At 27.9% G+C, this 25,359-nt stretch carries 21 protein-coding genes; 6 read left to right on the forward strand and 15 right to left on the reverse strand.

What is annotated here, in order from left to right; genetic code table 11:
• Positions 1-3 precede the first annotated feature (3 nt).
• The 11 genes from Q1X91_RS02190 to Q1X91_RS02240 form a co-directional block, all read right to left on the reverse strand.
• Positions 4-435: a PepSY-like domain-containing protein gene (locus Q1X91_RS02190; RefSeq protein WP_300752982.1), complete on the reverse strand. Its 432-nt coding sequence runs from the start codon at positions 433-435 to the stop codon at positions 4-6.
• 132 nt (positions 436-567) lie between these two features.
• The gene (locus Q1X91_RS02195; RefSeq protein ID WP_300752985.1) at positions 568-1,578 is read right to left on the reverse strand and encodes an RluA family pseudouridine synthase; all 1,011 of its coding nucleotides are present in this window, start codon (positions 1,576-1,578) and stop codon (positions 568-570) included.
• Between the two features lie 103 nt (positions 1,579-1,681).
• A complete protein-coding gene (locus tag Q1X91_RS02200; RefSeq protein ID WP_300752987.1) occupies positions 1,682-2,968 on the reverse strand; it encodes a glucose-1-phosphate adenylyltransferase in 1,287 nt (428 codons plus the stop codon).
• Positions 2,969-3,046: 78 nt separating this feature from the next.
• Positions 3,047-3,832 carry a Cof-type HAD-IIB family hydrolase gene (locus Q1X91_RS02205; RefSeq protein ID WP_300752989.1) on the reverse strand — a complete coding sequence of 262 codons (786 nt, stop codon included), beginning with the start codon at positions 3,830-3,832 and terminating at the stop codon, positions 3,047-3,049.
• 18 nt (positions 3,833-3,850) lie between these two features.
• On the reverse strand, positions 3,851-4,648 hold the full coding sequence (locus tag Q1X91_RS02210; protein WP_300752992.1) for a Cof-type HAD-IIB family hydrolase: 798 nt from the start codon (positions 4,646-4,648) through the stop codon (positions 3,851-3,853).
• Positions 4,649-4,841: 193 nt separating this feature from the next.
• Positions 4,842-5,366 (reverse strand): DJ-1/PfpI family protein, encoded by a 525-nt coding sequence (locus Q1X91_RS02215; protein ID WP_300752994.1) that lies wholly within the window; start codon positions 5,364-5,366, stop codon positions 4,842-4,844.
• A gap of 31 nt (positions 5,367-5,397) precedes the next feature.
• Entirely contained in the window at positions 5,398-6,891 is a 1,494-nt protein-coding gene (gene glgA, locus Q1X91_RS02220) for a glycogen synthase GlgA (RefSeq protein ID WP_300752996.1), read from the reverse strand.
• 177 nt (positions 6,892-7,068) lie between these two features.
• A complete protein-coding gene (gene greA / locus Q1X91_RS02225; protein WP_300752998.1) occupies positions 7,069-7,533 on the reverse strand; it encodes a transcription elongation factor GreA in 465 nt (154 codons plus the stop codon).
• A gap of 496 nt (positions 7,534-8,029) precedes the next feature.
• Positions 8,030-9,139: an ankyrin repeat domain-containing protein gene (locus tag Q1X91_RS02230; protein ID WP_300753001.1), complete on the reverse strand. Its 1,110-nt coding sequence runs from the start codon at positions 9,137-9,139 to the stop codon at positions 8,030-8,032.
• Positions 9,140-9,435: 296 nt separating this feature from the next.
• Complete coding sequence (locus Q1X91_RS02235) at positions 9,436-10,305, reverse strand: Rpn family recombination-promoting nuclease/putative transposase (protein WP_300753003.1); 870 nt, start codon at positions 10,303-10,305, stop codon at positions 9,436-9,438.
• Between the two features lie 58 nt (positions 10,306-10,363).
• Entirely contained in the window at positions 10,364-11,551 is a 1,188-nt protein-coding gene (locus tag Q1X91_RS02240) for a hypothetical protein (RefSeq protein WP_300753006.1), read from the reverse strand.
• A 187-nt stretch (positions 11,552-11,738) separates the two neighbouring features.
• On the opposite strand from Q1X91_RS02240, the gene Q1X91_RS02245 reads away from it, so the two are divergent.
• The 3 genes from Q1X91_RS02245 (at position 11,739) to Q1X91_RS02255 (ending at position 16,455) form a co-directional block, all read left to right on the forward strand.
• Complete coding sequence (locus tag Q1X91_RS02245) at positions 11,739-12,257, forward strand: hypothetical protein (RefSeq protein WP_300753009.1); 519 nt, start codon at positions 11,739-11,741, stop codon at positions 12,255-12,257.
• Positions 12,258-12,286: 29 nt separating this feature from the next.
• A complete protein-coding gene (locus Q1X91_RS02250; RefSeq protein ID WP_300753011.1) occupies positions 12,287-14,002 on the forward strand; it encodes a methyl-accepting chemotaxis protein in 1,716 nt (571 codons plus the stop codon).
• A gap of 191 nt (positions 14,003-14,193) precedes the next feature.
• Positions 14,194-16,455 (forward strand): methyl-accepting chemotaxis protein, encoded by a 2,262-nt coding sequence (locus Q1X91_RS02255; protein ID WP_300753013.1) that lies wholly within the window; start codon positions 14,194-14,196, stop codon positions 16,453-16,455.
• Between the two features lie 3 nt (positions 16,456-16,458).
• On the opposite strand, the gene Q1X91_RS02260 is transcribed toward Q1X91_RS02255, so the two are convergent.
• Positions 16,459-17,016 (reverse strand): DUF4416 family protein, encoded by a 558-nt coding sequence (locus tag Q1X91_RS02260; protein ID WP_300753015.1) that lies wholly within the window; start codon positions 17,014-17,016, stop codon positions 16,459-16,461.
• A 135-nt stretch (positions 17,017-17,151) separates the two neighbouring features.
• Here Q1X91_RS02260 and deoD point away from each other — a divergent pair, with 135 nt between their 5' ends.
• The 3 genes from deoD (at position 17,152) to hydE (ending at position 20,976) form a co-directional block, all read left to right on the forward strand.
• Positions 17,152-17,850, forward strand: coding sequence for a purine-nucleoside phosphorylase (gene deoD / locus Q1X91_RS02265; protein WP_300753018.1), 699 nt, complete (start codon positions 17,152-17,154; stop codon positions 17,848-17,850).
• Between the two features lie 795 nt (positions 17,851-18,645).
• Positions 18,646-19,830 carry a [FeFe] hydrogenase H-cluster maturation GTPase HydF gene (gene hydF, locus Q1X91_RS02270; protein ID WP_300753021.1) on the forward strand — a complete coding sequence of 395 codons (1,185 nt, stop codon included), beginning with the start codon at positions 18,646-18,648 and terminating at the stop codon, positions 19,828-19,830.
• A 21-nt stretch (positions 19,831-19,851) separates the two neighbouring features.
• Positions 19,852-20,976 (forward strand): [FeFe] hydrogenase H-cluster radical SAM maturase HydE, encoded by a 1,125-nt coding sequence (gene hydE / locus Q1X91_RS02275; protein WP_300753024.1) that lies wholly within the window; start codon positions 19,852-19,854, stop codon positions 20,974-20,976.
• A gap of 140 nt (positions 20,977-21,116) precedes the next feature.
• Here hydE and Q1X91_RS02280 read toward each other — a convergent pair whose 3' ends face one another.
• From Q1X91_RS02280 to Q1X91_RS02290, 3 genes are read right to left on the reverse strand one after another with little or no spacing between them, the layout of a single operon-like run.
• The gene (locus tag Q1X91_RS02280; RefSeq protein ID WP_300753027.1) at positions 21,117-21,401 is read right to left on the reverse strand and encodes a BspA family leucine-rich repeat surface protein; all 285 of its coding nucleotides are present in this window, start codon (positions 21,399-21,401) and stop codon (positions 21,117-21,119) included.
• The gene (locus Q1X91_RS02285; RefSeq protein WP_300753028.1) at positions 21,382-21,996 is read right to left on the reverse strand and encodes a DUF1318 domain-containing protein; all 615 of its coding nucleotides are present in this window, start codon (positions 21,994-21,996) and stop codon (positions 21,382-21,384) included. The genes Q1X91_RS02280 and Q1X91_RS02285 overlap by 20 nt, the downstream gene beginning before the upstream one ends.
• Positions 21,997-22,015: 19 nt before the next feature.
• A complete protein-coding gene (locus Q1X91_RS02290) occupies positions 22,016-25,276 on the reverse strand; it encodes an AsmA family protein (RefSeq protein ID WP_300753029.1) in 3,261 nt (1,086 codons plus the stop codon).
• Positions 25,277-25,359: the final 83 nt, after the last annotated feature.

The following is a 25,359-nucleotide window of genomic DNA, read 5'->3' on the forward strand; positions in this document are numbered from 1 at the left end:
AAATTAGTCGTCGAATTTTTGTCCCATAATCTGACCGTTGCCTGTTACCATAACTTCCATCATATTATTTAATTTGATTTTATAGTTTCCCCATTCTTTTTCAGCATCTATTATAGCAGCCTGAGGATAAGCATTTTTTACAGCCTGTACAACAGCAGGAGGAAAAGCAGCATCTGGTATAGGAGCATATTCACTATCTATATTTTCCCAATCACCATTTCCTAAAAAGTCTATAGATACTCCGTTTGATAATTTAACATCAAATTTTCTTCCATCTCTTTCCACTTTCCATATCTGAACACCCGGAAATACTCTCTGTATAAATGATGTAGCATTTGCAGGTAAAGCAGAAGGCGGAACTACCCAATCATCAGCAAAAAGACTTGAAGCTGATAATACCACTAATGATAAAAATAAAATAGATAATTTTTTCATGAGTTACTCTCCTTAATTTGTTATTTATTGTTTGTAAATTATCTTTACAATTATAAGTATAGCATTTTTTAAATAATTGTCAAGTTTATTTACAATTATTTTACTATTTTTTTACATAAAATTTTATTTTTGTTATATATTTTTTATCTTTTTTATAAACTCTCTTAAATCCTTTGATAAAGGAGCTTTTACTTTCATTAATTTATCAGTAATAGGGTGATTAAACTCCAAACTATAAGCATGCAAAGCCTGTCTATGAAAAAAATCTTCAGGTATAATATTTTTTTCTATAAAATCATCAAAGACCTTAGGTCCGTATTTTCCGTATATTTTATCCCCAACCATATAAAGATTTTTTGAGTAAAGATGAACTCTAATTTGATGCATTCTTCCAGTATATAATCTCGCCATAACAACAGCATAATCACCAAAACGTTTAATCGTTTTGAATGCTGTTTTTGAATATTTTGAACCTTCTATATTTTCTTTATGTAAAGTTTGAAAACGTCTGTAATATTTATGCCCGCTTTCAAGCATATATCCTTCTACTATAAAATTATCTTCAATATTTTGAGCATTTTCCACTACAGCAATATAAGTTTTCTTTATTTTCTTTTTAGTATTTTTTCTCCTTGCAATCATAGCACAAAATTTAGATGCCGTTTCATGTCCTCTTGACATAACAACACAGCCGCTAGTTTCTCTGTCTATTCTGTTTAACATATTTATATTGCAGTTAAGCATTTGTTTTACAATAGTATGAAGCGTATTATGATAATATTTACCAGAAGGTATAACAGGAAGATTAGCAGGCTTATTTGCTATTATCAAATCTCCGTCATCATATACAATAGTTACATTTTTATCAACTTCAGGTTCTTTCATTCCTATAATATGGTACTCTATTTCATCGCCTTTATTTACAGTTCTAGTATATTTTACTTTTCTTCCGTTTAAAAGTACCAAACCTTGTCCTATTAAATCCTGCCATTTATTTCTTGAATAATAAGAAAATCTATCTCCCATATATTTATCTAACCTTATACACTCATCAATATTTTCTTCTATACGGCATTTTCTCACAACAGATTTTTGGTATATATCCTCTGTGTTTAAATGTAATTTATTTTTAGCTTTTTTCATATTATTTATTATACTTAAAAAATAATATTCTGTCAAAACATTATAAAAAGGGGCAGAAGCTAGAATTACCCCCCGCCCGCAGCAACAAACTTTAAACAAACTTTTATATTATTGTACCGCTTTTAACTATTGTATTTTTTGGAATTATTACTATACCGTCTCTTATACAGTAAAATTCACTATCCTGATGCTGTATTTTCTTTTTATTGGTAATAACAACATCATTTCCTATTCTAACATTTTTATCTATTATTACATTTTTAAGAGTGCATTTTTTACCTATACCTATTTTAGGAATATGTTTCACATTAAGTCTTTCAATATCATCATTATCTTCATAATAGTCGCTTCCCATCATAACAACTCTTTCCAAAGTAGATCCGCTTTGAACAACAGAACGTACACCTATTACGCATTCTTTAATAGTAGCATTTTCTATTCTGCATCCGTCAGCTATTATGCTTGAAGTTACATTTGCTTTTTCAACTTTTGAAGGTGATAAGTATCTGACATGTGTATATATAGGGGCATTTTCATCATAGAAATCAAATGGAGGATTTTTACTTCCAAAAGATATATTAGCCTCAAAATATGCTTTGATAGTTCCTACATCTTCCCAATATCCTTGGAATGCATAGCTGTACACTTTGTATCTTTTTATAGCTTCTGGTATTATATCTTTACCGAAATCTATCATAGATACATCAGCTAAAATCTCCTTAAGTACGCTATGTCTGAATACATAAATACCCATAGAAGCTAAATATTCTTTATTAGGGTCTTCTATATTAAACATTTTCTTTTGTTCTTCGCTTAATTTTAAAGCGTCAAGGGCTTCATCTTCTTTAGGTTTTTCATGGAAATTGGTGATTTGACCTCTTTTATTAACGAGCATAACACCAAATCCTTTAGCGTCTTCTCTTACTACTGGAACAGTACCTACTACTATATCAGCACCAGTTTCAAGCATATGCTGAAGCATAACATTATAATTCATACGGTAAACTTGGTCACCTGAAAGTATTACAACATTATTAACAAATTCATTATCAAAGTGCGAAAGATTTTTTCTAACAGCATCAGCAGTACCTTGATACCAGTCTATATTAGTATCAGTCTGTTCAGCTGCAAGTATACTTACATGACCGCCTGAGAAGTTATCAAATCTATAAGCATTATATATGTGATTGTTTAAAGAAGCACTGTTAAATTGTGTAATTACATAAATATTTCTAAATCCGCTGTTAATACAATTAGATACAGGTATGTCTATCATTCTGTATTGACCGCCTAAAGATACTGCAGGCTTAGAGCGTGCTTTTACTAATGGATAAAGTCTTGTTCCCCTTCCTCCGCCAAGTATCAAGGCAACAGTATTAAATGCTCTCATAAAAAACTCCAATATTTGTTTTATACTAAAAATTCATATATTATAAGTATAGTAAAAAAAATATAACTTTTCAAGAATTTACAATATATTAAAATGTTTTAGTGCATTATAAATACCGTCATTATCAACATCATCAGTAATGTAGTCAGCAGCTAGTTTTACTTCTTTATTGGCATTACCCATAGCTACACCTATAGCAGAATGTTCTATCATAGTAACATCGTTTCCTCCGTCTCCAAAAGCCATAGTTTCTGATATATCTATTTTATAATGTTCTATAATCTTATCTATTCCTATATGTTTTCCGCCTCCTTTGGTATTGACATCAGTAAATGCTGGATGCCATCTGCTGGATTCACAGTTTTTGAATATATTTTTCATAAGTTCTTTTTCTTTTTTTTCATCTACAAATAAATTTATCTGCAGAATATCATCTATATTTTGTTCTAAAAACTCATAATAGTTATCTACTTTAGGTATTGGGAGATTTATTGATTTTGAAACTTCTTCTACTTCTTTAGTAACATAATTAATAAATATTCCGTTATTTGTCATAATAGAGCAGGGAAACTTTTCTTTATTTTTAAGATAGTCCATTAAAGAATAAATTTCTTCCCTTGCTATAGAATGTCTGTAAATGGACTTTTCGCCTATATAGCAGTCAAAGCCATTTGCAGTTATATAGCCGTCAAATTCTAAATTATCCAAATTATTTATATGCTTTTTTATTCTTCCAGTTGCTATAAATAGTTTTATTCCTTTATCTCTTAATTGCTTAATAGCCTCTTTTGAAGAATCCGAAACTTTATGAGTATTAAAACTAACTAAAGTACCGTCTATGTCAAAAAATACTGCTTTTATCATAATAAAAAATCCTTAAAACTAATCTATTAAATTAAAATGCTTAAGTGCTTTATATACCCCTTCATCATCAACACTTTCTGTAATATAGTCAGCCGCTTCTTTTACATTATCATTAGCATTTCCCATAGCAACTCCTACAGCAGCATGTTTAATCATTCCTAAATCATTACCTCCGTCTCCGAAAGCCATAGTTTCCGATAAGTCTATTTTATAATGCTCTATAATCTTATCTATTCCTATATCTTTTCCTCCGCCTTTAGGATTAACATCGGCAAATGAAAAATGCCATCTGCTTGATATGCTGTTTTTTAGTATGTTTTCCATTAAATATTTTTCTTTATTCTCATCTACAAATATATTAAGCTGAACAATTTCTTCATAATTGTTTTTTATATAGTCATTAAAATCTATAGTATCTGGAACTTTTACATTAGCCATACCATAAAGCATATTTATAACATCATCAGCATAATTGAGAAATATATTATTAGTAGTTATAACAGTGCAGGGAAATCTGTCATTATTAAGATAGTTCATTAGAGAAAATAAATCATCTTTATTTATTGAAACCTTGTATATTTCTTTCATACTGTCATTATCTTTAATAATACAGCTGCATCCGTTAAGTAATATAAATCCGTCAAACTCTAAACCTTTTAAATTATCTATTTGAAACAAAGCCCTGCCGCTTGCTATAAAAACTTTTATGCCTTTTTCTCTAAGTTCTCTGATAGCTTTTTTAGATAATTCAGACATTTTATGCGTATTAAAACTAACTAAAGTACCGTCTATATCAAAAAATACTGCTTTTATCATCGTAATAACCCATTATATTATTTTTTTGAGAAATATTATAATACAAGAGAAAAAGTTTTTCAAATATTTTTTGGCAATAAAATATATTAAATTTATTTAACAATTATTTTTTTTGATTATTAAAATAAAATTTATTATAAAATAAAAGACCTAAAATTATTTAGGTCTTTTATAAAAAGTGACAGAATATTATTTAAGATAAACTGTTTAATACTCCCACAACAGCATTAGCAAAATCTTTAGATGAGGCAGGACCATTTGCAGTAACTATATTTCCAGATACTACAACATTTTCAGACATTATATTAGCATTGCCATGTCTTACATGCGATTCATCAGCAGATAGACAGGTAACATTAATACCTTCCAGTATTTTGGCATTTGCCATAATAACAACACCGCTTCCTATACCTGCAACTATTTTTTGATTATCTAAAAATAGCTTAGCAAGTCCTTGAGTACGCCAATCGTCCCATAAAGTAATACAGCCTATACCCCCTATAAATACAACAGCATCAAATTCAACAGCATCAACCTCACTAAAAAGTAAGTCTATATTAGTTATACCGCCTAATTTACCCTGAGCAGTACCAATAAATGTAGATGATACTTCTGTTCTATATCCTGCACTTTCAAAAACTTTCTTGCTTTCAAAATATTCTTCGTCCTGAAAATTCTGACCAGACATTACATATAAAATATTATTAGTTTTTCCCATTAATTAATTTCTCCAGTTATTAATATAATTTTTATAATCCGCAATTTTTATCGTAGTTATTTTTATTTAAAATAGCAAGTTCATATGCTTTAACATATTCTTTAGCACTTTTTTCCCAAGAGTTATCTATTTTCATTCCTCTTTGCTGCATTTGATTAAATCTGTCTCTATGATCATAATAAACACTTACAGCCCAGCCTATAGTATTATACAATGCTGATGGGTTAGAATCATAGAATTTAAAACCAGTACCTTCTCCAGTCTGTTCATTATAATTTTCAACTGTATCCTCAAGACCTCCAGTAGCATGTACAATAGGTAAAGTACCATATCTTAAAGAATACATCTGATTAAGTCCGCAAGGCTCAAATAAAGAAGGCATTACAAACAGATCACAGCCTGCTTCTATTAAGTGTGATAATTCATTACTGTATCCTATATAAGATCCAACTCTGCCCGGATATCTTTTAGGTAAATCACCGAAGAAACCTTCTAATCCCTTGTCTCCAGTACCTAGTATGCAGAACTGAACTTTCATATTATTAATTAATGGATCTATTATAGAAGCTATAAAGTGATATCCTTTTTGATCAACAAATCTTCCAATAGCCCCTATTAATACAACATCATCATCTTCCTCAAGAAGGAATCTTTTTTGAAGTTCTTTCTTGCATATTTTCTTACCTTCCATTTTATCAGCAGAATAATTAGCAGGTATAAATCTGTCTTTTTCAGGCGACCAAACATCTTCATCAATACCATTAAGTATTCCAAAGAAACTTGTAGTTTTATTCTGTAAATAAGGAGCCATACCATGACCGCCATAAGGAGAAGAAATTTCTTTAGCATAAGTAGGGCTTACTGTTGTAACTACATCTGCAAAGAATATACCGCCTTTAAGGAAATTGATATTGCCATGATCTTCAAAAGTGTCCGGACTGAAATTGTTCCAGCCTAAACCTAAATAGTCGTAAGTTGTATTTGCACTGTATATACCTTGATAATTTGCATTATGTATTGTAAGAAGACTTGCTGCATGTCCTACTGGATCATTCCAGTGCCAAGTTTTTATATAAGCTGGAATTGCTGCAGTCTGCCAGTCATTAGCATGTACAACATCTACATTAAGCTGCAAATCTTTGCATAACTGTAAAGCTGCTCTTGAGAAAAATCCGAATCTCCAAGCATTATCTTGATAATCATTAAAAGAAGCATCATGATAAAGTCCTTCTCTGCTGAAGAAACTATGATGTTCTATAAAATAAAAATCTATTCCATCTTTTACTGTTTTAAACACAGAGCACCATTCCTCTCCGTTACCCATCCATACTCCCATAGTAGGAAGGACATTTTCTAGGTAGCAGTCCTGAAAATTAATATCTCTGTATTTCGGAAGTACTACGCATGCTTCTACACCTAATTTTTTTAGATATATAGGTAAAGAACCAACAACATCGGCAAGTCCTCCTGTTTTTATAAATGGTGCAGCTTCAGAAGATGCTATCATAACTCTCATTTTTGACATAATAAACTCCTAAACTTTGGAATATATTTTAAATATATAACTTTATTTAAAAACTTCAAGTAAAATTATTATTGTTAGAGTGTTATTACACTAAAAGTTTGATAAAAATAAAAGAATTCTATCAATTTATTAAAAATCAATAGAATTCTTTATCAAAAATAAATATTTATAATAAAATTATATATTAATTTCTAATATCTCTAAAACTTTATCTCCTGCAGGCACTTTTATAGTAACTACATCGCCAACTTTTTTTGCTAATAGCCCTTTAGCAATCGGAGTTACTATAGTTATTTCATTTTTGCTCATATCTGCTTCTAATTCGCCTACTATTCTGTATTCAAAAACAGCATTTCTGTTTTTATCTTTTACCTTTACTTTTTTGCCGAAAGTTACAGTATTTTTATCTAAAGAAGAAGGGTCTATTATTTCGCAGCCTGCTAAATCCCCTTCGAGCTTTGATATCTGAGCATTTAATAATCCTTGTCTTTCTTTTGCAGCATGATATTCAGCATTTTCCTTTAAATCGCCTTTTTCTCTTGCTTCTGCAATAATAGCTGGTAAAGTTTCAAACTCTGCTTTAAGTTCAGCTAGTTTTGCCTTTACTTTGTCATATCCTTCTTTTGTTATTGGTTTTGCCATAATTTAATATCCTTAAATATTATAATAATTTTGATATTATAAACTATTTTTAAATATTTACAAATAAAAAGATTAAGGATTAATTGTTTAAGAGATATAGATATTGTAGTTTTATTGCTGCAATATTTTTTATTCTTTTCAGCAATTGTTATATTCTTTAGTATAAAGCTTAAGAATTAAATCAATGATTTTCTGATTATTAAAAAATATTTCCAGTGGTTTTATATTTGTTATAACAATTATAAAAAGTATATCTAGCTGTAGAATATTTTTTTAGAAATATTTTAATATTTTTAGTTTTTAATGCTTACTGAACTATAAATAATTTAAATTTTGAAAGTATACTTTTATTTGTTTTATGTGCAAAAATATTATAACAAAAATACTGCTTTTTTATATATAAAAATGTATAAAAATTTACACTCCTAAACATCTATACTTTAAAAAATTAAAGAATACTTAAATGCAGTATGTATGGCTCCTATACAAATATTTTTTATTTTGTAAGAAATTTTATTATCTCTTCATTTTTTCCATATTCTCTAGCATAATACAATGCATCATAATTACCTCTTTTTATACTTTTATCAGCACCAGCATCTAAAAGCATTTTTGTCATTTCTAAATTTCCGCTACGGCAAGCCCACATCAATGCTGTCATACCATACTTATTTTGAACATTAACATCAGCATTATTTTTAAGAAGCACTTTTACAGCATTAATATTATTATAATCAGCTGCTTCTATCAATGCGGTTTTTTCATCATAATTTTTATAATTTACATTTGCACCATTATCAATAAGCTTTTGTAAAAAAACTTCATTAGTAGAATAGTGTGCAGCAGTTATTAATGGAACATCATAACTAAGCAAAGTTTCTTTATTAAGATTACAAACTTTCAAACTTTTATCCAAAGAATCAGAACCATTTTGAAGTAAAATATCTGCTATATCCTCATGTCCATACATATAAGCATAGAGCAAAGCATTTGCATTATAAATATTTCTTTTATTTATATCGGCTTTATTTTCAATTAATATTTTTACCGTTTCTTTATAGCCTTTCATAGCAGCATACATTAAAGGTGTTTCTTCATTTCCATAATCTCCATCATAAGCTATATTAACATCTGCTTTATTTTTTATTAAGAGTTTTACCATTTCAATATTTTCTTTATTCTCACCGCCTTTGTTTAAAGAAGAAAATAATGCTGTCCTTCCTCTAAATCCCTGATAATCAATATCAGCACCATAACTTAAAAGTAGTTTAACCATTTCCATATTTTTATTATCAACTGCAAGTATTAATACACTATCCGTAAGATATACCGCAGCATTAACATCTGCTTTATATTTCAAAAGAAGTTCAGCCATTTCTATATTATTATCCATAACTGCAAGTGATAGTAATGTAAAACCTTCATAATTGCGATTATTTACATAATCATTATATTTTTTAAGAATATTTTCAGCTTCTTTAACGTTACCTTCATTAACATAATCTATTAATTTTTCAGAAACTTTGCTTTTATTATTATCTTCATTTTGACTGTATAAGCACAGACTAAATAAAAACATACTAAATAATATAATAAACTTTTTCATATAGCCCCCATATGTATTATGGTTTTGTATAATAAATTAAAATGATTAAAATTTCAATATATTAATAAAAAAGTGCATACATATATAATGCATACACTTTTATTTAAAATAAATAACTTCAAAATTTTTATTTTTTTTCTATAATTTTTTTATTTCTTCCATAGTTTATAAAAAACTTGTTCACTAACAATATCTATCAAGTGAACTTGATAGATGTTCACAAGTTTTTTATTTCTTCCATAGTTTATAAAAAACTTGTTCACTAACAATATCTATCAAGTGAACTTGATAGATGTTCACAAGTTTTTTATTTCTTCTACACCCAATCCTGTTAATTCGCTTATGAGATTAATATCCATATTTTTATTTTTCATATTTTTAGCAGTTAATATTTGATTTTCTCTAATACCTTCTTTCCTTCCTTCTTCTCTCTCATATTCAAGCATAACTGCTTGTCCGTAGAGAAAAGTATCCCTTTCATTATAGGCTGACATTTCTTTTTCATCGGCTACAAATCTTTTATATTTATCTATAACCTTGCTCATAATTTTATTTCCTCCTATAAGTTTATTAATATCTTTTTCTAAATCTTTAGTCGTAAAAAAATCAATCCAAGACAAAAGTTTATTTTTATTATAATCATATGTATTTATGCTTTTTAATATATCTGCAAACCTTTTTATTTCTATAAAATGTACTTGAACCATATCTAATTTTATAGTAGGATTATTTATTTCAGCAAAGGTAAAACATTTATGTTCTTTTTTTATATCATTTTCAGTTCCTATATTCAAATTAAAATTTATAAAACTAATACTTATCATCTGGCTAACATTAATATAAGCATCATTTTCTCTTAATTCCGACACAATATTTTTTGCTATGTAATAGAATATTCTTTTTACAAAATTATTATTTCCTATTAACTGTATTTCAATAATTATTTTTTTACCATCTTTAGTTTTTGCTTTAACGTCAAGTATTGATTCTTTTAAATTTTCATTTTCAGGTAAATTGTAAGGATTGATAATTTCGAGATTGCATACAGACCCAAAACCAGCATCATTTAAAACAGAATTCACAATATTTTCTAATATATCCTCATCCCCTTCAGTACCAATTAAATATCGTACAAATAAATCATTAAGTCTGTTAATTTCTTTCATAATATTATTATACAAAAAATCATTATAAAAGTAAAGTTTTATAGAATTTGTATATTTTTTATAAAAATTTAATTATTATAGGGGCTATAAAAGAAAAAATAAATGAGTAAATACCATAAATATAAATAAAGCTGTATATTTTATTATTTCCAATAACAGCATCATTTATATTGATATTGTTCTTTAATATTTTTACTATGGACTTTGTATTTTGTATTGTTATATATACTAAATTAACAGCTATTATTATATTAAGAACTGTTATAGAAATTTCATTTATTTTATTTTCTGAAATAGTTACTCTGTAAATACTTGCACTTAATACTAATATATTAAATAACAATGCTAGTATAGGAAATATTATATACATTGCTTTTGTTATTATTCCAGCTTTATAGTCAGCTCTTATAAAGTATAAAGTAAAAACAGATAAAATTAATAATGCATTATAAATTATAAAAGACTTGGTATTGTAAAAAGGTCTTATTGGTTCATATAGTAATGCAAAAAATAAAGCAAATATTAAAAATGAATATAAAAATAATAATGCTCTTGAAATATATATTGACAAAACAGTTTTGAATCTCTTTTGCACAAAGAAAAATATAAAAGGTATTAGAGAAAAAACAAATACAATAGACATAAAAATAAGTTTTTCAATTAATGGTTCTAAATCAGATAATATATCAGCTCTAAAAATAAATTTATCATATAAAAAAACAAAAAATACCCAAAATACAAATGCAATAATTGCAGCTATTATAGAAAAGAAAATTATATCTCCTAGCTTAGTAAAACTATTATATGTATTATTATGAAAATTGTTATCAGCTAAAAGTATTATAATAAAAAACATTATATAAAATAATATACTTTTATTAATCATAATATTAGACATAAAAAATTCAAGCATATTAGGTATTTCATCTTTTAATGGTGCTGAAGTAAATATGCTAAGCAAAAATACAAGTAGAAATGATAAAAATGTAATTAGTATTGTCTTTTTATTAACATTTTCAAAATTACTGTTTATACTAAATAAAAATGAATAGCAGAAAAAGTAAAACACTTGAAAATAAAAACTATTAAAAATCATATTGTAAATTAATTTTTCAGCATCGTATGTAGTATCAGCGAATAAAATATATACATTCGCAGGAATAGAAGAAATTATCATTAATATAAATACTAATAGAAAATATAATATTTTTTTACTGCTTGAATTCATTAACTTATTTTCAGACATTTTTATAACCCCTTATAGGTATTTTGAATATAGATTATAACTTAATAATTATAAATTGTAAAGTATATGAACAATATAGTAATTTTATTGATAATTAAATAATAAATAATGTATTATGATTTCATATTTGATTTAATTATTTATATATGTTATAATGTAGAGAAATTTTATAATAAGGGTTTAAAAAATGAAACTTCACAGTTTAACATTTAAAATACCGCTTATTATGGGACTTTCTATTACATTATCAATATTTGTAATAACTGTTATAATGTTTTTAATATCATTGAAGTCCGTTGATATAGCGGCTCAAAATGGATTTGAAACTACAGCCATTGCTTATGAAAGCACGGCTAATCTATGGATAGAACAACAACAATCGATAGTAGATGCTTTTTCTACAAATGAGAGTATAGTCAATTACTTATTAAACAGAACAGAGGAAAATATTTCATCTGCAGAAAATAGTTTGACTGCTTTCAAAAATTATAGAAAATCTTCTCTTCATTTTGTAATTTTAGATACGGAAGGTAATATTTTACTTGATTCTGAAGGCGGAAATTTGATACGTATTAATCAAGGCGTAGATCCTGACTTTAATCTTTATAAAAATAATGTAAAAGATGAAAAAATGTGGATTTCAAAGTCATCTGTAACAGGAAAGCCTGTATTTAAAATGTATTCGGATATAAATGCCCCTGTATAAATGCCCCTGATGGAACGAAAATAGGTGTATTGTCTTATCATATTGACTGGGAAGATTTTATACGTCATTCTATATCTAATTATAAATTTGGCGATACAGGCAGTATTATGATAATTGATGAAGATAAAAATATAGTTGCCCATAAAGATGAGAGTAAAGTATTTACAAATATGAAAGATTCTGAAGTTTTAAAAGATATCACAGAATTAAAGACTGGAATTAAGCATTTCAAAGGCGATGACGGAAAACTTTATATGCTTTATTTTAATACTATAATTTATCCTCATTGGTATATAATTGTAACTATAGCAGAAAGTGAGCTTTATAATCCTGTAAAATTTATGCTTATATTACCTATAATAGTAGGGGCAATTTTAACTGTATTATCTATTATAATAATTTGGTGTTTTTCTAAACATGTAATATCTCCTATAAATGAAGCAGTTAAAGAGGCAGAAAATATTGCAAACGGAGATTTAACAGCTGTTATATCAGAAAAGTATTTAAATAGAAAAGATGAAATAGGCGAGATATTGAATAGTTTTAATAAGATGAAAAGAGTAATAAAAGATATTATTAAGGTTGTAAACTCAAATATATCTCAAACTAAAAGAACAGCTTATAGTTTATATTATTCTAATAAGGATTTATCCGACAGAACAGTATCTCAGGCAGCAGATATAAATCAGACAAGTATTTTTATGAAAAATATTTCTTCAGCTATAGAGGAATCTACCACTAATATAAGGTCTATAAGTGATAGTATGATTGATGCCAGAAATGATATATCGGATGCAGGCTCTATAATAGATGATACGGCAAGAAATACATCTTTGGTTTTTGAATCCAGTAAAAAAATCGGAGATATTATAAAAATAATAGAAGACATAGCCTTTCAAACAAATATACTGGCTTTAAATGCTTCAGTGGAGGCGGCACGTGCAGGAGATCATGCAAGAGGCTTTGCAGTCGTAGCTAGTGAAGTTAGAAATTTGGCACAAAGTACTTCAGAATCTGCTAAAAATATTACTGTTTTAATAGAAGACAGCAATGATAAAATAAAAAAAGCTACAGAGTCGGCTAATATGTCTCAAAAGCTATTTGCTAATATAGAGAAAAAAATTGATAATACTACTACAATTATGGAGAATATGGTTGATACTATGCATAAGCAGGAAGAAGATGTACGTAAGATTAATACTTCTATGCTTAATATAGATTCTAAAACCAAAGAAAATTCTAATCTTGTTGATATTATGAAAACTTCCTCTTCTGAATTAGAAAAACAGACTAATGATTTCTTTAGTGCTATGAGTTTCTTTAAAACTGGAGTTCATCGTTTGGAATGGATGGATAATTATAATACTAATAATTCTCATATAGATGAACAGCATATGAACCTTATCAATTTTATCAATGATATATATTCAGCTATATATGAAGATGATTTGGATAGGGTAAAAAATATTTTTAATATGACTTTGGATTATACTAAATATCATTTTTCTGATGAAGAGAAATTTCAGAAAGAAAATGCCGATAAATATAAAAAAATAAAAGAACATTTTGAACAGCATAGAAATTTTGAGGCTTTAGTCGGCCGAAAAATTGAAGAATTAAATGCTTCTAATGATTGGAAAAAAACAGCGTCTGATATGGCTGATATTTTGAGTAAATGGCTTATTCAGCATATTGGAGTATGGGATAAAGAATTTGTAAAAATTGCTGGCATATACGACCATTAAAGTATTTTTTTCTATAAAAACTTATAAAATTGAAAAAATATTACCGATATGTTGTAAAAAATTCTTATATTTTAATAGATAATTGAGAATATATTATTGATAATAGTTACTTATAAGGTTTTCTTCTGTATTGAAATTATTTCTTATAGGTGTTATTATTTAATAAACAATATATGAATGGGGATAAAATTATGAAAATATATAGTTTAAGATTTAAAATACCCGTACTATTTATAACAGCTATAGTTTTGTCAATGTTTTTGAGTATAGGTACTGTATTATTTTTAAGTACAAAAGTTATAGATAATACCATTGAAAGCGGGTTTGAATCTACATCTATTTCTTATAAGAATCTTATAAATTTATGGTTAGATGACAATAATAGTTCTATGGCGAACTTTGTTACTACTGAAGCACTGATAAGTTTCCTTCAGAATCAAGAAGACCCAAATTTGAGACTTAGAGCAGAAGATGCTTTAAAATATTTTAAAAGTTCCAGAAGTTCATTTATTAATTTTATTTTATTAGATTTGAATGGAAGAGCTATAATAGACTCTGAAAATGGGATATTAAATAATGTTTCTATGAATGTAAATGATGAAGGTTGGAAAAAGTTTGTATCTGGAGGATATAATTCAGGCGGAGAGACAACTATTACTAAATCTGTAGCTACTGGTAATCCTACTTATAGAATATGGAGAGGTATTAAAGATAATACTGGAAGGGTAGTAGGAATATTAGCTGGAAATGTTGATTGGGGTGATTTGATTGACAGATACATTCTAAATGCCAGAATAGGTGAAAGCGGAAGAATATCTATTATAGACAGCAATAAAATGATATTGGCTCATCAGGATAAAAATAGAATATTAACTGTTGAAAATAATGCTCCTCATTATGATGAAGTTATAAAAAATGGTAATGGAATGCTTCATTATAAAGATGCTGCTAAACAGGGATATTTAATGTCTTATTATAATATAGATAATACAAATTGGTATATTATTATAAGTATATTAGAAAGCGAATTATATGCTTCATTGGGTAAAACAGTATTATTTGCTATATTATTCTCGCTTATTATAATTATAATTGTTGCTGTAATAATAACAGGATTTACAAGAAGATTAACTTCACCTTTAAAGGAAGCATTGAGACTTGCTAATTTAATTTCTACAGGTGATTTAACTTTTGATATCAGAGAAAAATATCTTGCAAGAAAAGATGAAATAGGCGAACTTATAATGAGTTTTGACCATATGAAGACATCTATAAAAAATATAATTAATATTGCTAATTCTAATGTAGCTTTAACAAAAAGAACTGCATATTCACTTTCTTATTCCAATAAAGACTTGGCTTCAAGAACATTAAGTCAGGCAGCTGATTTGGAAAAAACTGCGGAAGCTACAGAAGAGATTTCAAGTACAATAAAGAAAACTGCTGAAAATGCTGCTATAATTAATGATATGATGATAAATGCTAGAAATGCAGTTGAAGAAGCTGGAAGTATTATTGCTGAAACAGCTCAGAATACTAGTCAGGCTTTTGAATACAGTCAGAAAATTAGCGGTTTAGTTAAATTCATTGAAGATATTGCTTTTCAAACTAATATATTAGCTCTTAATGCTTCAGTAGAGGCTGCTAGGGCTGGAGATCAGGGAAGAGGTTTTGCTGTTGTTGCTTCTGAAGTTAGAAACCTAGCTCAAACTACTCAAAGTTCTGTTAATAATATTACTTCTTTCATTGGCGAAAGTAATGAAAAAGTTAAAAAGGCAACGGATTCTGCTAATATGTCAAGAACTTTATTTGAGGATATTGAAAGCAAGATAGAAGAAACTACTAAAGTTATTGCTGATATGGCTAATACTACTAAAGAGCAGTTAATAGGTATAGATAGTATTAATAATGCTATGTCAAATATGGATGCTCAAACTCAGGGAAATAGCTCATTAGTATCATCTATGAATGAATCTTCCAAAGAACTTGAACAGCAAATGGAAGAATTAGCAGATGCTATGAGTTTCTTTAAAGTGGGGGCAAGACAATTAGAATGGCTGGATCAGTATTATACACATAATAAAACTATAGACAGTCAGCATGTTCAGATTATTGAATATGCCAACAAAGTTCATTCAGCTTTATATAATGGTGTGAAAGCAGATGTTGATGAAGCATTTAAAGGTGCTATTAATTATACTAAATACCATTTTTCAGAAGAACAGAAAATACAGGTGGCAAATAAAGATAAATACCATAAAATTAAAGAACATTTTGAAGAGCATAGAAGATTTGAAAAAGCTATTGATGATCAGTATAAAGCATTCAAATCCAGCAGCGATTGGAAGAAAGTTGCAACTGATTTTTCAGAGCTTTTAGCAAAACTATTGATAGAACATATAGGTGTATGGGATAAAGAGTTTGTAAGAATCGCTGGAATAAAAGATTCTTAAAAATTATTTCCAATTAGAACCAAAAGGGGAGCTTTCTATAAGTCTGTTATAGAACAGCTCTCTTATTTTATTTAAAAACTTTTTTGTTTCATCGCTTGAATAATCGGCATAAGTCCAAGGAAGTTCTGTATATCCTTTTTTCTTTTTATAGATAAGTGTTAAATCTGCAAATACTCCGTCTTTTAAATATATTCTATGCGTGAAGTTTTTATTTGTAACTAAAATAAAGTTTTCTAATGTTAATATGGCAGGGTCTATATTTATTTTACGGTTATTTTTATCATCAGCATATTCTTTTTCTATATTGTCAGTAATCCTCTTTACATCGCTTATATAATCTCTCTCTATCATATTTTTAAATACTATAAATCTTTTATTTAGAGAATCTCCCATTTCTTCTTTATAGTAAATAGAATGAGAAAATAAATACTCATCACTTATAACTTCTACATCGCCAAAATTATTTATAAGTTTTTCTAATGCTGAATTATATATATTAATATCATTATACATTAATGCTGTAATAAGAACAGCTTTTGATTGTTTTAATACTTTACTCATACAATTATATTACATTATTTTTATTTATATTTCTATAATTTATAATAAAAAATTGAATATCATTTTTACTTGATATAAAAAAGATTAATATTTATAATAAAAGAAATAAATATAAAAATAAAAGGAGTAAATACTATGGCTACACCTCATATAGGAGCAAATAAAGGCGATATTGCAGAAACTATACTTTTACCTGGAGATCCTTTAAGGGCAAAATTTATAGCTGAAAATTTTTTGGAAAACCCTGTTCAGTATAATTCTATAAGAAATATGTTTGGTTTTACTGGAACTTATAAAGGAAAAAAAGTTTCTGTTCAGGGTACAGGTATGGGAATGCCGTCCTGCAGTATATATTCTTATGAGCTTATTCATTTTTACGGCTGTAAGAACTTAATACGTATTGGTACAGCAGGTGCTTTATCTGATAAACTTCATATAGGCGATTTGGTTATAGGAATGGGGGCTTGTACTGATTCTAATTATGCATCCCAGTATGAACTTCCGGGAACTTTTGCTCCTATAGCTAGTTATGAGCTTTTAAAGAATGCTGTAAAAAAAGCTGATGATATGAAGATAAATTATCATGTAGGAAATATAGTTTCATCTGATGTATTTTATGGAGCTAATAATGCAACTCCAAAATGGGCTAAAATGGGAGTATTGGCTGTTGAAATGGAGGCCGCTGCTTTATATATGAATGCTGCTTATGCTGGAGTTAATGCTCTTTGCATGGTTACTATTTCTGATTCTCTTGTTACAGGCGAGGCAACAACTGCTGAGCAGAGAGAGAAAACTTTTACCAATATGATGGAAGTTGCATTATCTTTGGCATAATATTAAATAATAAGCATTTATATTTTTTGAGTATTCTCTCTTAAAAATTTTTAGTCTATATCATAGAGTATATATCTAAATAAATATAGTTTGTAAAACTTTATCTATTTATGTAATTATAACTTATAGATAGTATAAAGTATTATTGAGTATTAATAAAATAAGTTAAAAATGTATTATAATAACTATATTTTAGTTAAAAAATATAGTCCTTTTGCTTACTGCCTACGGCACGGACAGGCGTCACAAAAGAAGTGGGGGTTACCGAAAGTACGCAGATCGGGTACGACTGTGTACTTCGCAGGGCAAAGCCCCGCAAATATTTTAAATTAAAAAAATTAATTTTGACAAATTGTAATTGTTTAGGTATATACTAAAAATTTTTGAGTTTGTCAATTTTTTTATTGCAACTTTTTCCCGACGCAAAAAGTTGCAAAAAGTGCAAATCTAAAAATAATACTAAATAGTACTAATTATATATTACATGTAGAATAAATTATTAAATTTAGCCTGAAATATAGCCTTTCGCTGGACTTCGTCGGCACGACTGTGTGTTTTGCAGGGTTAGTCCATGTAATTATAAATAAAATAGTTTTAAAACAAGTCTAATATTAATATCAGAATAAAATTTATTTAACATCAATAATTTTATTATTAAATATATTGAAAAAGGACTAGGAATTGATATAATTAATCAAAGTATAAATAGCGTTCATATATTTAAAAATATAATTTTCTTTTTTAGAAGATATATTTATTGTTTATAATTAATAAAATTAAGTTATGGAATAAAAAATGAATACTACACCAAATTCAAACAGAACACATATTGCAATATTCGGAAAAAGAAATGCAGGAAAATCTAGTATTATAAATGCAATTGCAAATCAGGATGTGGCAATAGTTTCGGATACTGCTGGAACTACTACAGACCCTGTTAAAAAAGCTATAGAGATAAATGGAATAGGAGCATGTGCTGTAGTTGATACGGCTGGCTTTGATGATGAAGGGGAGCTTGGAGCTTTAAGAATACATAAAACTAGAAAAATTATGGAATCTGCTGATATTGCTCTGCTTGCATTTGATGCTTCTTTTGTTAATAATGATTATTTGCTTGAATTAAAATGGAAAAATGAGCTTGTTGGTTTAGAGATACCTGTTATAGCTGTATTAAACAAAATAGATTTAAATGATAAGTATAAAAATATGGAGCAGAATATAAGAGAAATGTTCGATTTAGATGTTATTTCGATTAGTGCAAAAAATGGACTTAATATTGATAAGTTAATAGAAGCTATAAAATCAGCCATTCCAAAAATAGAAGAAATTAGTATAACAGGACATATAATTAAAGAAGATGATATAGTGATGCTTGTTATGCCTCAGGATATTCAGGCACCAAAGGGACGTCTTATACTTCCTCAGGTTCAGACTATAAGAGATATTTTAGACAATAAGGCTGTGATTATGGCTTCTACTTTTGATAAGTTTGAAAAAGCTCTTAAGGCATTAAGCAAGCCTCCGAAAGTTATAATAACAGATTCTCAAGTATTTAAAGAAGTGGAAAAATTAAAACCAGAAGAAAGTCTTTTAACTTCATTTTCTGTACTTTTTGCAAGATATAAAGGAAATGAAGAGGTATATAAAAGAGGTGCTGATTTTATAGATAAACTCACAAAAGAAAGCAAATTATTAATTGCAGAAAGCTGTACTCATGTTCCTTTGGAGGGTGATATTGGAAGAGTAAAAATACCTAATCTTTTAAAAAAGAAATTCGGTTTTGACTTTGATATTGACTATGCAGTAGGAAATGATTTTCCAGATGATTTATCTAAATATGATTTGGTAATACACTGCGGAGGGTGTATGGGTACTAGAAAGCATATTTTAAATAGAATAAGAATATGCGAAGAGCAGAATGTTCCTATAACTAATTATGGTATGACTATAGCTAAAATTAATGGTGTTAAATATATATAGATTATATAAAGGAATACAAAATTGATTGATATAAATAAAGCTAAAGAAATTATTAACAAAATAGATAAAGAAGAGAGCATATATTATGATGATGCTTTAGTGTTATTATCGTCTTTTGAGTATGATAATAATATTAATAAAAAACAATTAACTCAAGAGGAAGAAGATAATATAAAAGATCTAAAAGAATATCTTAGATTAAAGGCTAGGGAAAAGGCTGATAAAATATTCGGAAAATACGTTTTTATGAGAGGTCTTATAGAGTTTACCAATTACTGCAAAAATGACTGTATATACTGCGGAATAAGAAAGAGCAATAGAAATGCTGAACGCTACAGATTGAACAAAGAAGATATTTTATACTGCTGCGAACTTGGTTATGAAATAGGATTTAGAACCTTTGTTTTGCAGGGCGGAGAAGATCCTTATTATAATATAAATATAATGTCTGATATAGTGGAATCTATTAAAAATAAATTTCCAGACTGTGCTTTAACATTATCAATAGGAGAGAAAGAAGAAGAGTATTATAAAATATTAAAAGAAAAAGGTGCTGACAGATTTTTATTAAGGCATGAAACATCTGATAATATTCACTATTCAAAACTTCATCCATCTGATATGAGTTTAGAAAATAGAAAAGAATGTTTAAGGAATTTAAAAAAATTAGGTTTTCAGACAGGAACAGGGATAATGGTTGGAAGCCCGTATCAAACTTTAGAAAATATTGCTGATGATTTGGTATTTATGCAGGAAATTAAACCTGAGATGATAGGTATAGGACCATTTTTGCCACATAAAGATACTCCTTTTGCTGATGAGAAAAAAGGGGAGTTGGAACTTACTTTAATACTAATAAGTATACTTCGCTTAATTTTTCCTTTGGCATTGATACCCGCTACTACAGCACTAGGCACTATAAAAGAAGGCGGCAGAGAGCTTGGAATACTTCATGGTTCTAATGTTGTTATGCCGAATTTGTCTCCTATGGACGTTAGAAAAAAATATTTATTGTATAATGATAAAATAGCTACTGGAACTGAATCTGCCGAAGGAGTTGAAAGTTTAAAAAATAATATGAAAAATATCGGATATATTCTCACTGGAATGAGAGGAGATTATGATATAAACAGAGGTCAAAAATAAAATTTATGCTAGCTGCATATATTTTGTCCATTAATTCTTTAAAATATAGCATGTGTATCATAATTAAATAAAAATATATGTTTTTATAAAAATGATTTTATTTTAATTTTATATAATTATCAAAGGATATTTATCAAAACTTAAAGCATCAAAAAACATGAAAGGATTTTTTTAAGATTAGAAGTATCCCAATTATTTAAATCTTCATCAAAAAACAAAGCATTTTTGAACATATAAGTCATATCGGCAACATTAGGCACATTCCAATTTTTTATGCCGTCAAAATTTTTCCTTCTGCTGTCTTTAAACAGAAAGCTCATATCAGTTATTAAACTTGTATCAATGTATCCAAGATATATATTATCATCATCTGTTAATTTTTTTAGCTCTTCTTTATTTTTAGGCTTATGTTGTACTGTCTTCATTAGTATAAATGCTCCAAGTATTATCCGGAAGCTGATAATAACTATTTTCTATAAGTTTTTGTACATTTCTTCTATATAGAGCAGTTTCTACTTCTTTAATATTTGCCATAGTAAGTTTTGGGTCTGAAAGTATTAAATATTCCGCTATGGTTCTTCTGTCGGTGTTTTCTTTTTCCATTATCTCTTTTATATATTTTACTCTCTCTTCACTGTATACAGTTTTTGGTTTAGAAACATCAAAGGCTATATAAGATAAATATCCTCCGTTATTTTCTCCTATATAATAATTAGTTTTATAGAGATTTATTTCATCTTGATTAAACATACTTCTTATAAGAGCTTCTTTATATTCTATTGCAAGTTCATCGGAAACATTTGTACTTACCATAATAAGATTCAAGTCCTCATCGCTTGAAAGAGTAGATATTTGATAAGCACTCTCATCTATCTGTCTGTATCTTCCCAAAACCTGAGCCTCTATCAAGGTTTTACCTCCAAGTACACGCATCTCTGGCTCCTGAACTAATATAAGTTTAGAACAGCTTGTAAAAACCATCACAACAAAAGAAATAAATATTATACTATAAACTCTCATCTTCTCTACTCCCTATAAATTAATTACCTTCTAAATATGATATTACATCAGAAAACGGCATAGGCTCAAGACCGAATTTATTACCCTCAAATGCTATTAACTGCTGCTTCTGCTGACTTTCTTTATCTAAATTTTGATCTCTGAAATAGAATGTAGTAAATACCTTGTTGGCAGATATACTAAACTCTACTGAATTAGGATCATACCCGAACTGAACTATATTTTCTACAGTAGATATACCGGGGTTCATAGGACGTATCATCTCTATTAAGAATTTAGAAAACTCTGTAGACATCTTACTTATACCCACAAAAAATGTAGTAGGTCTTATATTATTTAAAGGACTTACTCCTACTCCTGCAATGTCAGCTGTAAGATTAACAAGCAGCTTTTCATCATTAATTTTTTCTCTGTTTTCAGGAGCAAGCAAATATTTGAAGTTTATATCGCTTGCCAAAACACGCATATCATATTTAATACTGCTTGTATTAAAACTTCCCAAATCTACATTAAGCCAAGGCAAATGTATAGCACCTCTTCTAGGGGCTGTATTATTAGATATAGAAGCTAAAAATAAATTATCATCAAATTTTTCTCCGCCTATATAAAGAGAAGATTTTAGATCCTGAATAGTAAGTCCATGACCTTGTATCTTAACAAATGAAGAAAAATCTCTTATTCTTATACTGTCATCTACAAAAGGAGGAATTTTTAAATATACTCTTAACTGCTCAAAAAATAAATTTGGTACCTGAGTAATAAGAGGAGTATATCTTGCTGCCGTTGCTTCAGGCTTGTTTTCTGTAGGAGTCAAATCAAAGTGATAGTCTATATTAGAAGTTAATCCTTTTAATACCACAGACATTTTATCTGGAGAATCCATATTGGCAAAGAATTTATCAGTTTTGAAAATACCGTCAGCAATATTTCTTTTTAAATTACCTTTAACATTAAATAATCCTCCTATTTCTATACCGAAAGGAAGATATAAACTGTCTGTATCAAGTCCTACTTCATAATTCAAATCAGAATTTTTTATTACTGGTGTAAAATATCCGTCTGCATACACTTTTAATTTGTTAGTAGGGCTTTGTAAATTGAACTCTCTTATATCAACGTATAAATTCTCTCCGAAATTGACATCAGCATCTATTTTCATGGTAACGTCCTGAAGTTTATACTGTTTTTCTGTGGCATAAAATGTGCTGAAATTTGTAACTGTAACAAAAGTATCTTCTAATGATAAATCATAACCCAAAGCACTTGTCATTTTCAAATCATCTTCAAAAGGAAGACTATCCAATGCTTCTGCAAACTTTGTAGAAAGCCAGTTTTTCATAGAATAAGGAGCTATTCTAAATGTAGATATATTAACAAAACCTCCCTCTAATCCCATGCCTTTTAAATCAAGATTAGACCTGAAATTAAGAAAATTATCCAAATCCAAATTAAGAGCTGAAACATTTATTTTCTGTGTAAGCAAATCGGCATTCGCAAGTACATTAATTTTGGCTGTAGCAGTAGATGAAACCTCTCCAGCTAAGTTATAAGAGAAGTTATTTATAATTCCATTAACTGAAGCATTTATATCATTTATCATCTTTCCGAAAACATTAACATCTAAATTTAAAGAGCCTCTTGCTAGCCCTCCTGAAAAATTAGCTATAGGAAGAGATTTTACTATTATGTTAACATCTGTAGGATCATCAAATTTTACAGCTCCGTTTACTATAATGTCAGAATTAATATATTTAGTTGATATATTATCTATATAAAGCACAGTATCGCTTTTTTTGTTAGGATCGCTTATGGCAGAAGCAACTCCTAAAGCACCGTTTAAAGATGATAAAACTCTAAACGATATATCCGTATTATTTACTCTATACCTTTTTAATGCTGTTACTTTTTCTATAGTTGTATTATGCTCAAGTTTTATATCTTCTCTTGATATATTATCCGGATTAAATCTGAAACCTAATTTTGTTTTTGAATTAAGATTATCTACAGAAATGGTATCTCCCATAGAGAGTTTTATTTTATCCAAAGATATATTTATAGTGTTGGTTAAATCATTAATAGTGCCTATAGTTTTATCAGCATCAACATTAACCATTCCTCCTACATTTATACCCAAATTAGGAACAACCATAGGAACTAAAGTATTAACTTTATCTAAATTTATCCTAGCATACAATGTGTCTAAATTAACGCCTATATTGCTTGAAAATATTTGATTGGCTGATGCTATAACTTTTAATATTTCATCATTTAAAAGTTCTGATGAAAGATTTTCTAAATACACACTTTGAGTTTTTACATTATATCTGGCAAAAAGATGGGCAGCTGCCTGAATATCATCTCTTTTTTTGCCGTTATAAGTAAAATTAGGCTCGTCTATTTCAAAATCAAATGTTATTATTATTTCATCTTCATTATATCCTTCTTCTTTTTTAGGGTATGATACATCTAAGTTAAATAAAGGGTTATCATTAAAGAAAATACTGCTGTCATTATACGCCAAGCTATTGCTTATAAAACTTTTTAAATAAATATCTTTCAAAACTTCTGGGGCATTAACACCCATAACCTGAGACAATGAAAATCTTTTACTGTGTAAATCTAAATGAAGATTATAATTACTTAAACTTGCTATTAATCCGTTATTAGGTTTGTTGGTTAAAAATGATTTGCTGTCGGCTTTAAAAGCAAGGTTATTTATTCTGATATTTTCTATATTAGCTTTTAATTTAAGAAAATCTAATTTACTTATATCAAAAGGCTCTTTATTGGTATCTTCTTCTTTCTTTGGTTCTGAAGGCGGCAGGTCTGGAAGATTCCAATTACCGCTTTCATCTGTAAACATATATACATACAAGTTATCAATACTAAACTCTTTTATATGAAGTTTTAATAAGAACAAAGAAAACAATGAGAATTTTAATCTTAAATTATCTATTTTTATATTTTCTTCATTATTAAAATTAGATGAATTATAAAGTATAACATCGCTAAGCTCTATTTTAGGAAAAAGCAGAGCATAACTAAAATCACCTATTTCTAATTTTCTATCTGTAGAAGAATAAACTATATCCTGAATAAGATTCTTTACTCTTTCATTATTAAAATATATTCTAGCTCCTATAACACCAACAATAAGTATAATAAGAATTATTAAAGGTATATATATTTTTTTGAACTTCCTTTTTTTCTTCTTATTATCAGAATCATTTTCAGGCAAAACTTCAGATTTTTCTTTCTTCTTAAAAAATTTTTTTATCATATAAAAACCATCTTTTAAATAAAATTTTACATGTATATAAAACAAATTTACACTTATAAAGTAGTATATTATATAATATATTC

Origin of the sequence: uncultured Brachyspira sp. (assembly GCF_949287625.1) — a bacterium.
Lineage (GTDB): Bacteria > Spirochaetota > Brachyspiria > Brachyspirales > Brachyspiraceae > Brachyspira.